The following is a 13,272-nucleotide window of genomic DNA, read 5'->3' on the forward strand; positions in this document are numbered from 1 at the left end:
TTTAATAAACAAAGAAAACTTAAAGGAGTTCTTGATCCGCTGAACAATGTGATGTATGTGAACTGAGCGTAGCAACGATGATGCTATGAAAATAAACTGTCGGTAAAAAAAGATTACAAAAACCAGTTACAGCAACAATACCACTTCAAAAAACAATGTTTTGACAATGTTCCCTGATTATTACTTTCATCGGCAGTACTTTTACGCTTGCTTTTCTTAAAGCAACAGCTTTTTTAGAGGATATTTTTTGAATACAACGCCAGTAAAGCCGTTGACTTTCTGGAAAAATGGTAGGGAACGATGGTGCAGCTTTTGATGAACTTAGGAAAAAACTTGTAAAACGAAAGAAGACAAAAATGAAAAGAGTAGTAGTAACCGGCATGGGAGCTATAACGCCTTTGGGCAATTCTGTAAATGAGTTTTGGAAAAATATTGTCGCCGGAAAAAGTGGCGCGGCGCCCATCACCAAATTTGACACTTCTAAATTCAAGACCCGGTTTGGCTGTGAGGTTAGAGACTTTAACCCCGAGGAATATATAGACAAAAAAGAATTAAAGAAGTATGACCTGTACACGCAGTACGCCATTGCTGCCAGTGACCAGGCCATCAAAGACGCGCAACTCGATTTTACTCAAATTGAAGAAACCGAGCGATATGATATTGGTGTAATCTGGGCATCAGGAAACGGCGGTATGGCTACTTTCGAAGACCAGGTTCGCGATTTCCATTTAGGAGATGGAACGCCAAGGTTCAATCCTTATTTTATTCCCAAAATGATTGTTGATATCGCGGCAGGTGCTATCTCTATTCGTCATAAACTTCATGGCCCAAACTATTGCACCGTGTCTGCGTGTGCATCGTCTAACACGGCTATCATAAGTGCCTTTGATACTATCAGGCTTGGCAAAGCAACCATTATGGTTGCGGGCGGCTCAGAGGCCTGCATTACAACTGCTTCAGTTGGTGGTTTCAATGCCGCGCAGGCTTTATCAAAAAGAAACGAGGATCCGGAAAGAGCATCGCGGCCGTTTGATAAAGACAGGGATGGCTTTGTAATGGGTGAAGGTGCAGGCGCATTGATTCTTGAAGAATGGGAGCATGCCGTTAAGCGGGGAGCGCCAATTTATGCAGAGATGGTCGGCGGCGGTATGGCAGCAGATGCGTTTCATTTAACAGGTACTCCTCCCGATGGTTTAGGCGCTTTTGTAGGTATGAGCAAAGCCTTATCAGAAGCCGGAATCACTCCTGACAAGATTGATTATATAAATGCTCACGCTACCTCCACCGGGCTTGGCGACATTGGCGAGTTGAATGGAATTAAGAGACTTTTTCACAACGTTCGGGTTGCAATCAGCGGTACCAAATCTATGACGGGTCATTTGCTTGGTGCGGCAGGTGCCATCGAAACTATTATAAGCGTTCTGTCAACAAAGCACGACATTATTCCTGCTACTATTAACACAGAAAATTTAGATGAGGCGATACCCGAGGGTTTAGAAATAATACTAGGCAAATCAGTTCATAGACCGGTAAACTATGTGCTCAACAACACCTTTGGGTTTGGCGGACATACTGCCAGTTCTGTGTTTAAGAAGTATTCATAAGAAAACGATTTCCTCGTTTCTATTAATTGTTATAAATCTTTTTTGGTCTAGCGTAAATCCTTTAATCGACATCGTTGTGTCACTCACTTCGGCACTGTTTTCTTTATTCAGCTCAAGACAAAAACTGCTTCGGAATTATTCAAACCTAGAATGGCAGTTGCAAGCGCGGTCGTTCTAATATCTCAGTGCTTCAAACCTTTTAAAAGGAGATTCTCAGAATTGGAAAAATTTTTCAAAAATGGGAAGGATTCCACATTCCCCACTTTGAGATGTAATTGAAAATCAGGTTACTGCTAACCGGCATATTCATAGACCCATAGTGATAAACCAATATCATTATGAATACACATTCTACCCAAAGCGAAGCGTCACTAATTGAAAGTTGTATAAATGGTGACAGGAAAAGTCAGAAAAAATTATACGATTTATACTCTCCGAAACTATTTTTAATTTGCCTCAAGTATACCAAAAACCAGATGGATGCAGAAGATGTTCTGCAAGACGGTTTTGTAAAGCTGTTTACCCATCTTCACAAGTTCAAGGGCGACGGCTCCTTTGAAGGCTGGATGAGAAGAATTTTTGTAAATACATCAATTGAACAATTAAGGAGAAAAAAGTTCGAAACCAGAGATTGCGATTCTTTTGGCAACATCATACTAGACAAAGAGCCAACCGCACTCGATATCTTATATAAAAAAGACCTTATTCAAAGCTCTCAGAACCTAAGCAAAGGATACAGAACCGTTTTCGATTTGTACGCCGTGCAGGGTTTTTCTCATCAGCAGATAGCGAACAAACTCGGCATTACTGAGAGTACCAGCAAGTCTCAATTTTCAAGGGCTAAAGCCTTGCTAAGAAACGCAGTGCAGGAAAGGCAGTTGGCATAGGCAATCCGATTATTAGTCCCGCTTTAATTATTAGGCTTAAAATACCTAACTTATGTTTAATGAACGTATCCATAAGAGCATATTGGTATTACCTGGTGATTGGGTGGGGAGTCTATACCCTGTTTAATTTTTACATTAACAGTGTAGGCTATATCGACAACCTGGTCAACGCCTCGATTAATTGTTTGCTGACTGCTGTTTGTGGAATCGTCATTTCTTCTCTCTATCGATGGGCAGCCATCCGCAATGGATGGCTTGACCTTCCTTTGAAATGGCTGGTGGTAAGAGTTGTTTTGGCCGTAGTTACTATGGCGGCACTAATAACTTTCTCAAATCTCTTAATCGAGAAATATACCTTCCCTCAATTCACTCAAGATATTACCGCTATTTTGTTGACGAGGTATTTTGGTTCGTGGCTACAGGTGTTTTTTATCTACACGTTTATCTACCATCTTTTTGTCTATTACAAAAGATCTGTCGTTGCGGAAAAAGCAAAAGCGACGGCTGAGCTCGATACGCTACGACTTCAGATTAATCCTCACTTTTATTTCAATACCCTTAATAATCTTTACGGACTTGCGCTCGAAAAATCTTCAAGAACCGGAGAAGCAATTCTCAAGTTGGCGAACATCATGGAGTACGTGATCTATGATTGCCGCTCTGATTTGGTCTCTTTGGAAAAAGAGGTGAATTTCATTGAAAGCTACATCCAACTTGAGCGGCTTCGTTACGAAGATGATATGGACATCCAGTTCGATAAACAAATCAGGCACAACGATCTCTTGATCGCGCCCATGTTACTCATCCCATTTGTCGAAAACTCATTCAAGCACGGAAGCGAAAAAAGCAGTTCCGGTTTTTGGGTTACGATAAAAGCCTATCTCGAAAACAACTGCCTGTCTTTTTTGATACGTAACAGTAGCAAGCCCTCTTTGTTAAAAGGAGGAATTGGCCTTGAAAACGTTCAAAAGCGCTTACACTTTCTATACCCGGGAAAACATCATTTAGAAATTAATGATAGAGATGAAGTGTTTGAAGTAAACCTATCTATACAATTATGATGGAAACAAAATGCATCATTGTTGATGACGAACCGATTGCAAGGAGTATTCTAAAAGACTACATCAGTCGCGATGAGAGGCTTCAATTGACAGGCAGCTTCAAGTCGGCCGCAGAAGCACTTCTGCATATTCACAACCAACCCACTGACCTTATATTTCTTGATATAAAAATGCCTGGTATTTCAGGTATTGAGTTTTTGAAATCTCTCAAGACTCCGCCGATCATCATCTTTACTACCGCATTTCGCGAATATGCTACAGACGGGTTTGATTTAAATGCAATTGACTATTTGGTCAAACCTTTTTCGTCCGATCGTTTTCTACAAGCAATTAATAAAGTGGCAGAAGCTTTAAAGCATTCATCTAAAGAAGTTGAGACGGAACGAAAGGATTTTGCGACGTCGATATTTGTCAAAGACGGAACCAAGCTGATTCAAATTGGGATCGATGATATTTTGTATGTAGAAGCACTAAGAGAATACATCAAAATTGTCACCCGTACCAAAAAGTACCTCGTTCATCAGTCAATGAAAAGTGTTGAAGAAAAGCTGCCTTCTCATAATTTTATCCGCATCCATAAATCATATATCGCTGCTATTAATAAAATACATTCCATCGAAGGAAACATGATCGTTATTGGCGAACATATGCTACCTATCAGCCGACAACTAAAAGAAGAAATCATTGACAGGATTACAAAAAACCGGACAATCTGATGTAAAGCTTCGACGGTGTTATTGGTATTAATTCCATTCGTAAGAGGTTTTTTGCATTTGGTAGAATATTCTCAAGCAGGCTTCTCATCATTTCTACCTTGTATTACGATGTATCAATCACTAAAAATATTTATCATGAAAGTCTTCAAAAATCTTCTCGTTGCAATCGCGTCTGTCATTTGTGTTTCCTGCAATTATGCGAACTCAAAAGAATTATCAAAAGAAGGAACAACCAGCAACGTCCTTTCTACAAAGGAGATGCATGAGAACAGGGCCGCTCATGCTGCTACCATGCTTCCTGGTGGTAAGGTCTTTATCTCGGGTGGTTTTAAAAAAGGCCCTGATGGTTATAGTCAACTTTACAGTAAGACCTCTGAAATTTTCGATCCGCAATCTCATTCGTTCATGTTAGCTACAAGCATGAGTACTGAAAGATGTGCACATGCAGCGACAGCAATGCCAGACGGGAATGTATTGGTAACAGGAGGTAGCAACGGACATCACTTGTCAAGCGCAGAATTATACAATTCAAAGAGTGGAAAGTGGGAAGCACTTCCCGATATGAAAGCAGCGCGCTCAGGACATGACGCTATTTTACTACCCGACAACCGGGTATTAATAATAGGAGGCTCATCCAGGTCTGAAACTTTTGCTGAGCTGTTCGATTATAAGAGCAGGCAGTTTGTGCAAGTAATACCAGCGCCGATAAATCTTTCGGGTGCAGCTTCGATAATGCTAAAAAACGGAATAGTATTAATTGTCGGTGGCAGCGTCAATAACCAGCCAGTGAATAGCGGGCTGTTGTTTGACCCAAAATCAGGCACTTTTACAGAAACCGGAAAAATGAGTATTGTACGGCATAAATCTTCGATTGCCTTACTGCCCGACGGCAATGCGCTGGTAGTAGCAGGTGCGAACAACAGGGACTGGAAGGGAAAGTATAAAAGCACAGAGATCTATAACGTACAAACCAATAGTTTTTCGGCAGGACCAGAATTAAACTTTGAAAGGTTTAAACTAATGAACGCGGTGATTACCCTAAAGGACGGATCTATACTTGTTTCCGGCGGAGACAAGCACATAGAAATCCTGAAACCGGGAGCAGCTAAATTTGAAACGATAGGGGAGTTGGAGCAACCGTTGTACTATTCTACCTCAACGCTATTGAAAGACGGTAGCACACTGATCGCGGGCGGTTATGCAAACGATGTACAGGCAAGAAACAAAGCATGGATTTTTCGAAACTGAATAAATTATGAAACCGAGTTGTGGTTACCATGGCGTGATTTTGCAGCAGTCACAATAGCCGGCGACTTCGTTAATGAAATTTACCGGGGTTTCGAAGCAGATATCAGTCCGTAGTCCATTAGAGTTGGGATATTACCGGAATGAGGCGTTAATCCAGCCATAGAAAACCAGCTTCGATATTCTTTCCTGCTGTACGCACGGCCCTTTGTTCCTAAAAACAGCATCGCTGAATAGTCGGTGACAGCTAGCGGTCCGTTCATTTCATCATTTAGAAAAGCATCATGCACCCATAGCTCGCCGCCTGGATTAAGAGCCTTTGCAAATTTTATTGCAAGTTTTTCACACGTCTCGGTGGGCCAATCATGAAAGAGACTGGCAGCAAGTAAAATGTCTGCTGCAGGAAGTTCATCTTGCAGCATATCACCGGGTAAAAAAGTAATGCGCTCTTTTAATGAATTCGCTTCCTGACCCTTATTGCTGCAGAACTCGTCTAACAGTTCTGCAGCAACTTTTAAGACAGCTGGACGGTCAAAAACAATTGCACGTGAAGAAGGGTTTGCAAGAAGCCATTCGTAACTATAATACCCGGTACCTGCTGCAACGTCTAGTAAAACCCCTTTGTGTTTTGATATTTTGTTCGCCACAACAGGAGATAAATATTTCGCTCGTCCGGCTAATGCCATGGTGAAAAAACGAGCAGCCTCAGGATCATCCATTGGAGAAGGAGCGTCTTCATCTTTTACATATGACAGACCCTGGTTTGCTTCTGCAGGCCCATCATTTCGTAACCACTCAGCCATTTGTATTACACCCGGATCTTCTTTTTCTAAACCTGCATAACCAATTAAATTAACCTGACTAGCTGACGTAAGAAATTTACCTAATTCGCTAAGTTGAAGTTTCCCCTCCAAGCAAAACTCTAACAAATTCATTGCAAGTAAGGCGGGAAACAAAACCATTGCCGGCCTTTCCTTTAAGCGTAGTTTTTGTTGCAGTTCTTCAATCGATGAAGGCCCACTACTTAGTTCTTCAAAAACTTTCAGATGATGTATTGCGGCAACCAAAAGGTGAGAACTGGCTTTGGCTCTAAGGTGTCGCGTTATTGGAGCGAGATCTAACATGCGAGAAATAGTTTTTCACTTTTGATTATATCCCAGCTAAAGCGGTAACATGAGGAGAGGGTAAGTTAGCTAATCGTTGATATGGCGTTATATCTTTTCATCCATCTTTTTTACCACTTGCCTAATGACTTCCACAGCATCGATAAAGAAAGGCTTATTAATCGTTTTATATTCGTCTGTCGCCCTGTGATAATCTTTATGATCTTCTACTCCGAAGTATAGAAAAGGAATTCCTTTCTTGTTAAAAGAGCCCTGGTCGCTTTGATTGGTCCAATCATTAACTCCTTGTTTTGGATCATCATGCCCGGCAATCAATTTTAACGTTCCAAAAGATGTGGGCAAATATTCTTTAAAGCCGGGAGTTTGAAATGTGCCTGACACATACAGCTCGCCTTTTTCATTGTGACTGATCATATCCATATTGATATCGGCTTTAATATTTTCAAGGGAAACAGGAGGGCTGGCAACAAAAGCTTTTGAACCTTGAAGTCCCATTTCCTCGGCGTCAAAAGCAGCAAATACGAGAGTGTTGTTTGGCTTGTTTTTAGCAAAATAAGCAGCAAGCGACAATAGTCCTGCAGTGCCGGAAGCGTTATCGTCGGCACCATTAAAGATTTCGCCATTGATTACTCCGACATGGTCAAAATGAGCAGAGATAACAAGCACGTCTTTCTTTTTTCCCGGAATGTAGCCAACTACATTTACTCCTTGAATCTCTTCACCATTTCTGTTTTTGAATGAGAAAGGTTGGAGGTAATTCGGCGTATAAGCTTTTAGACCAAGTTTTTTAAAACGAGCCGCGACGAAAGAAGCTGCAATCCTATTTTCCGGGGTACCTGTCTTTCTACCTTTCAGGGAGTCTGACGAAAGGTATTCAACATCCTTCAAGAGCTGCGAAGAGGCGTTTTTTTGGGCATGCGAAAAAAGGGGAAAGAGTATTAATAATAGTAAATATTTCATGCGGTAAAAGTAAAGCAAAACGCTCTTGTAAGCTTCTAATAAACCTTCATTTGAAACGTTGAAAGCCACGGCCGTACTTTTATTAGATCTAATAGCGTGAATTCTTGATCTCCTTTCTTGGTCCCACCGTTTGCATGTCTATCGGCTGAAATCCCATCTTGAATACTGGTGAATTTTTCTGTAAGCTGAAGTTGAAGTGGTCGGCGTCAACAAAAAGCGGGTTGACAAAAGAAGAGTGGATGTCTTTTCCGTTTTGTTGCCATTCCTTCCATCTCCATTTATTAAAAACGATACTGTCAAGAGGCAGGGTTGGATTATAGTAAATATTATAATCGGCCTTAAACGTACTTTGAACCTTTTTAACCCCGGTTTTTTCATTTGGATGAAAATAGAAATCATAGTCTTTGTCTTCCCAGTTACCGTCGAACAATTTTCCTTCTTTCCAATAGACAATGTTGTTTTCAAAATACACGCTCTCGTGGGGATCAACACGAGTGCGGTTCACTTGCTGCAATCCTCCCAGCGCAAAAATGTTATTGCGAACGGTGAGCTCTTTTGCGTAATGAATATTATAACCGGCAAACTTGGTGTTGTAAACAATGTTGTTTTCAACTAAAATATGTGTCGAACCTTCATCATTATAAATCCCCCATCCGCCGTAGTTGTGGGAGTCTACATCATGTATAAGATTATTGCGAACAACAGTGCCGGGGGAAACGCCGAGGGTATAAACCGCGCCCATGTCTGACAACAATCCCTGCCCAATGTGATGGATGTAATTGTAGGCAACGATGTTATCGCGGCTGATACTTCTTTGGTAGCCCCATTCCCATCCAACAGAAACACCTGTATAATACCCATGATGAATGTTATTGTGAACCACCTCGTTGTTTCGTGAATGCATTAACAGCACGCCGACTGCCGACGGGAAAATAGTACCATAGTCACTGATTTCATTATCGCTAATAATATTATGGTGGGTTTGTAGTAATGGATTTTCGCCTGCTTTTGCACCATTTATTTTAAAGCCACCGGCAGCAATATTTGTGATGGTGTTATAAGTAAACTGGTTGTAAGAACATCCCTCTTCGAGGTTAAAGGTAAAGCCGCCCATATTGGTTATGGTACAATGATCGAACACACAACGTTGTGCTCCTTTTAAGTTTATAATCGCAGCTATGCCCGACGATCCCTGCGCATCATTTGTGTTTCCCGCAGGTAGTTGCACGTTCGCGTATTGGAAAATAATATTGCGGAAGTGCACATCAGTTACAGGCTTTTCAAGTGCATTTCCTTGCAAAGCCAAAAATCCAGTTGTCACCGGTGCATAGATGCCTGCTTTGTTTATATCCTCGCCCGGCAAAGGGATATAGTATAATTTCCCTTCTTTTTTATCAAGGTACCAATCTCCCGGATCCTGCAATCCTTCCCAAACATTCTCTACGACATACCGCGCTCCGTCATTATTGAAATCGTCAGTGAAAACTTTGCCGGAGGGATATTTAAAATTGACAGTATGAGTGCTATCATTTACAGATTCTATAGTGAGGTGTGTATCAGTCCAGAAATGATAGGCGATCACATCAATGTCTTGTATATTTTTCCAGTTTGATTTGATATCGCCTTGCGCAAATTCAAACCGTTTGCTCTTTGTTTGGTATCCTGCTTTTAAATCTCCATCCGGAAAACCCTTTACCCGGTAAAAACCTGTCTTTGGAAGCCTTGCCCTTTTTCGTTCTTTTCTGTTTACAAATAGTTGAATGAATGACCACTTTCCCGCTTTTACATCAGGCAGTTCTGCCACCCAAATGTTATCCTTATACTTCCTCCAGCCGGTAATTTTTTCGCCACCATTTAAGACAACTCTGTCTTTGTCATAAGCACTATAGATGACCGGGGCCAGTTGTGTTCCTCCATCTTCGGCTGTCAACAAAAGAGGTTCTTTTATTTTGTGTTCACCTTTTAGCAAATACACAAAAGTTGTGTCTGAAGGGTGTTGCTTTTTATGTGCTCGTACCACGTCACGCGCTTTTTGAAGCGTAGCGAAAGCGTGGGCAGGCGACAATCCGGAGGAGGCATCGTGTCCACTAACTGATACAAAATATTTAACCGATTGTCCTTTTGAAATATTAACTGAAACCGAAAACACTAATAAAATCATCAATTGTATAAATCGCTTCATAACGTTTTTCTTGGCTAGCTAAGATAATTAGATTAGGCAGCCCGGGGTAAACCGTGTGCACACAAAATGGAATAGACCATTTGCTTTGATATCGCTCTTACTGGAGTGTTAGATGGGTATAGAGCTTTTTTATGTAACAGGCCGTGTGCTACTATCGAGCATTGTTGTGTCACACTCTTGTACTTTAGGAATTGTGGCAGCAGGCTGCATTCGCTAAAAGACCATTAACTTATACAGGTTCTGTCACGTTGAGAAAGTGGCCATATTTGTTCATTAGCTCATCAAGCTTTTCTACCTGTTCATCAAATACTTCCAACATCCATGGTTTATGATCTATCTGCTTTGCTTGCTCTCGCGCTTCCACGTAAGCTTCTTTGTTTCCCAGGCCAAAATAGGCTTCAGCTCTGTTCACCAGGATCCAAAATTTTTGTTCATTTTCTATTGCCTTCTGGGTTGCAGCAAGCTCATTATCCTGCTGCATTACTTCTTCTTTTTCTGCTGAAGTATTCTCTGCATATTTCTTCCAGTCCTGCTCACACAGGCGAAGAGTAACCTCCCTTATTCTGTTGGCCAAAATCATGTCGGCTATCTTGTCTTGCCTTGTCTTAAACAAATTTGTGTCGACCCGAAGATTGATAAGGAAAGCAAGATTAATTGCGTTGTACCTGTTGTTGAGTAAAAAATAAGCCCGCTCATAATACTGGATGGCGTTAGCCAGGTGGTCTTCACCCTGCCCTTTGTAAAAAAGCCGCTTTTCTATTTTTGCTGCCAGCGTTACCGTTTCCGAATCGTTTGTATGCTTAAGGTCGAGGTCGTCTAAAATATCAATCGCATGATGGAGGGCAGTAAGCTTATCTGGTTTTTCTGCTTTATAAGTAGCCAACGCCAGGCGATGAAAAAGATATGAATTGGAAGCGATGAGTTTAGGGTCGGTTTTGCAGTTAGAAATCTTTATAGCCCTGTTTAAAAATACTTTCGCTATTTCGTATTCTTTGCTTTTTAGCGCATCTTCAGCTTCCTTCAGTATAACTGAAAGAGTTACATTATCGTCAGGGTTTTCGTCTTCATTATTTTTAATTGCTGCACCAACTTGCTGCGCCATTTCTTCGGCTTTCTGTTGCAGTTTTGGTGGAATTAATCCACTTAAAAAAGTATACACAGGACTATCAGGATCTTCTATTTTTAAAACAGTATCTAACGTGTCACTCAGTACTTTTTGAAATCGCAACACTTCCGCATAATCTATGTTTTCTCCAAGGTGACTGTATTTGGTTATGAGGATATGGTTTAAATCGAAAGGATAACACATTTGTTGTTCTGAAATTACAATCGTTGTGCGGGGTCGTAGTGCATGCCTGACCCCCAATTCATAAAAAGCATTTGCGTTGGCAGTAGAGATATCTGCAACGACTACATCGGCAGAAAGTAGCTGGCGATACATTGGCACATCAATGATGCCGCTATGCCGTATTTCATCTGCCCGCACGCACAACAATCCTTTGCTTTCAACAACGGGCTTTATGAGTTTGTGGTACGTTTCATCAAGGTTTAGCTTACGTCCCGTAGCGAGGTCTGTTTTAGTACCGAAACCCATGACAACGAAACACTTCTTTTGCTCTGGCATGTAAAAACACAGTTTATTGGAAAACAGAAATTTACATAATCGAAGGTCAAAAAGCAAGAGATAGGGGACGCCAAGACCTGCTGTGGTGGTCTGCTTAGTTGGAAGCTTTTTCTGCCGTTATTTCTTATTTTACATAATTGCCTTGATTTGCTTCAAAGCCAGGCTCCATGCGTAAAGCGTCTTTTTTGCCGAATAGAACCAGATACGTTGAAGTGAGTGACACAACGATGTTTAATAGTATTACCAAAAGCTGGTAACAAAAAACTTCGAAAAGTAGTTGAAATGGTTTGCCAATACCGATTGCTACTATTGCGCTTTTGTTGTGTCGCACTCTTGTACAAACTATCCTTGCTCGACGCTTTGCAAAAGCATTTATAGAAACAAAAGGAGGTATAAAAAATTCGGAAATTTTATAACTAATACTCGGGCAATAAGATTAAGTCGTAAATTTCAAAAGGATTCAATCTTCATCCTTACATAAACTGTCTACTATGGGTTCCGTCTCGCTGATAGTTTTAACGATTGCTGCTTTAGTCTTTTCTGCCGGAGGTATTCTCATTGGCCGACTGTTTAATAAAGGAAGCAAGAACAGTCAAAAAGGACAGGCATACGAATGCGGCATTCCTACAACCACCTCTCCCTGGAACCAGTTTAATGTTGGCTATTACTTATTCGCCCTGTTGTTCCTCATTTTTGATGTCGAGCTCGTGTTTATGTACCCGTGGGCGGTGGTTGTAAAAAAGATAGGTATTACTGCACTGTTCGAAATCCTCATTTTCGTTTTCATCTTATTCATGGGTTTTTTATACGCCCATAAAAAAGGAGCTTTAAAATGGATGTAAGAGAGCAAATACGTGAAACGAACAAAGAGTTTCCGGGACAGGTAATACCCACGCAAGGTGGCGGTATTATCGCCTCAACTTTCCATGATATTATTAACTGGGCACGCTCTAATTCTTTATGGCCACTAACTTTTGCAACTAGTTGTTGCGGTATTGAGATGATGAGCGTTGCATCTGCTAAATATGACTTTTCGCGGTTTGGTTTTGAGGTAGCCCGTGCTACGCCCCGGCAAGCAGATGTAATTATTATTGCCGGAACGATTGTAAACAAAATGGCACCGGTGCTAAAAAGATTGTACGACCAAATGGCTGATCCAAAATATGTAATAGCCATGGGTGCGTGCGCGATTAGCGGCGGCCCGTTTTTCTACAATACGTATTCGGTTGTAAAAGGTGCGGATCATATTATTCCGGTTGATGTGTATATACCCGGTTGTCCTCCACGCCCTGAAGCATTATTGCACGCCCTGATTTCTTTGCAGGAAAAGATTAAAAGTGGCTTGACAAAAGAACAGATCAAAGCTGAAACACTGCAACAATGACAAATGAAGAAGTTAAAGAGTTTGTGTTGGGAATACATCCATCTGCGGTCTTTGATGAAACAGGTGAATGGTTGAATATTCAAATCGATGCTGCGGAATGGAAGCGACTCGCAAAGCTGTTACGCAACGCGCCTTTCAACTTCGACTACCTGTTTTGTCTTACCTGCATTGATTGGAAAACATTTATGACCATGGTGTATCATTTATCATCAACGACACACAGACATACGATTGTAATTAAAGCGAAAGTTGACAGGGCTGATGCAAGAATAGAAAGTGTAGTTGATGTATGGAAGACTGCTGAATTTCATGAGAGAGAAGTGTATGATTTATTCGGAGTTCACTTCACCAACCACCCGGACTTAAGAAGATTGATATTAACGGATGATTTTGAAGGATATCCATTGAGGAAAGATTATGATGATCCGGTTAACATGATAAAGTTGTAGGAAAAGAGTAAAAAGTAAAAAGGTAAAAGTAAAAAG

12 protein-coding genes are annotated in these 13,272 nt (G+C 41.1%); 8 read left to right on the top strand and 4 right to left on the bottom strand.

Annotated features, from left to right (window positions below):
• Positions 1-356 precede the first annotated feature (356 nt).
• The 5 genes from fabF (at position 357) to SAE01_RS01155 (ending at position 5,516) form a co-directional block, all read left to right on the top strand.
• Entirely contained in the window at positions 357-1,604 is a 1,248-nt protein-coding gene (gene fabF, locus SAE01_RS01135) for a beta-ketoacyl-ACP synthase II (RefSeq protein WP_147201691.1), read from the top strand.
• A gap of 338 nt (positions 1,605-1,942) precedes the next feature.
• A complete protein-coding gene (locus tag SAE01_RS01140) occupies positions 1,943-2,491 on the top strand; it encodes an RNA polymerase sigma factor (RefSeq protein WP_147201692.1) in 549 nt (182 codons plus the stop codon).
• A 59-nt stretch (positions 2,492-2,550) separates the two neighbouring features.
• Positions 2,551-3,552 (top strand): sensor histidine kinase, encoded by a 1,002-nt coding sequence (locus SAE01_RS01145; RefSeq protein WP_147201693.1) that lies wholly within the window; start codon positions 2,551-2,553, stop codon positions 3,550-3,552.
• A complete protein-coding gene (locus tag SAE01_RS01150) occupies positions 3,549-4,268 on the top strand; it encodes a LytR/AlgR family response regulator transcription factor (RefSeq protein ID WP_147201694.1) in 720 nt (239 codons plus the stop codon). Before SAE01_RS01145 ends, SAE01_RS01150 begins: the two co-directional genes overlap by 4 nt.
• Positions 4,269-4,403: 135 nt before the next feature.
• Positions 4,404-5,516: a Kelch repeat-containing protein gene (locus tag SAE01_RS01155; RefSeq protein WP_170234048.1), complete on the top strand. Its 1,113-nt coding sequence runs from the start codon at positions 4,404-4,406 to the stop codon at positions 5,514-5,516.
• Between the two features lie 80 nt (positions 5,517-5,596).
• Here SAE01_RS01155 and SAE01_RS01160 read toward each other — a convergent pair whose 3' ends face one another.
• The 4 genes from SAE01_RS01160 to SAE01_RS01175 form a co-directional block, all read right to left on the bottom strand.
• Positions 5,597-6,637, bottom strand: a complete 1,041-nt coding sequence (locus SAE01_RS01160; protein ID WP_147201696.1) for a methyltransferase — start codon at positions 6,635-6,637, stop codon at positions 5,597-5,599.
• Between the two features lie 87 nt (positions 6,638-6,724).
• The gene (locus SAE01_RS01165) at positions 6,725-7,597 is read right to left on the bottom strand and encodes a M28 family peptidase (RefSeq protein WP_147201697.1); all 873 of its coding nucleotides are present in this window, start codon (positions 7,595-7,597) and stop codon (positions 6,725-6,727) included.
• An 88-nt stretch (positions 7,598-7,685) separates the two neighbouring features.
• Positions 7,686-9,779, bottom strand: coding sequence for a right-handed parallel beta-helix repeat-containing protein (locus SAE01_RS01170; RefSeq protein ID WP_147201698.1), 2,094 nt, complete (start codon positions 9,777-9,779; stop codon positions 7,686-7,688).
• Positions 9,780-10,008: 229 nt separating this feature from the next.
• Complete coding sequence (locus SAE01_RS01175; RefSeq protein WP_147201699.1) at positions 10,009-11,403, bottom strand: tetratricopeptide repeat-containing protein; 1,395 nt, start codon at positions 11,401-11,403, stop codon at positions 10,009-10,011.
• Between the two features lie 491 nt (positions 11,404-11,894).
• On the opposite strand from SAE01_RS01175, the gene SAE01_RS01180 reads away from it, so the two are divergent.
• The 3 genes from SAE01_RS01180 to SAE01_RS01190 are packed head-to-tail and all read left to right on the top strand — an operon-like array spanning position 11,895 to position 13,236.
• Entirely contained in the window at positions 11,895-12,245 is a 351-nt protein-coding gene (locus SAE01_RS01180; protein WP_147201700.1) for an NADH-quinone oxidoreductase subunit A, read from the top strand.
• Positions 12,236-12,787 carry an NADH-quinone oxidoreductase subunit B gene (locus tag SAE01_RS01185; RefSeq protein WP_147201701.1) on the top strand — a complete coding sequence of 184 codons (552 nt, stop codon included), beginning with the start codon at positions 12,236-12,238 and terminating at the stop codon, positions 12,785-12,787. The genes SAE01_RS01180 and SAE01_RS01185 overlap by 10 nt, the downstream gene beginning before the upstream one ends.
• Entirely contained in the window at positions 12,784-13,236 is a 453-nt protein-coding gene (locus SAE01_RS01190; RefSeq protein ID WP_147201702.1) for an NADH-quinone oxidoreductase subunit C, read from the top strand. The genes SAE01_RS01185 and SAE01_RS01190 overlap by 4 nt, the downstream gene beginning before the upstream one ends.
• Positions 13,237-13,272: the final 36 nt, after the last annotated feature.

This window comes from Segetibacter aerophilus (assembly GCF_007991655.1).
Lineage (GTDB): Bacteria > Bacteroidota > Bacteroidia > Chitinophagales > Chitinophagaceae > Segetibacter > Segetibacter aerophilus.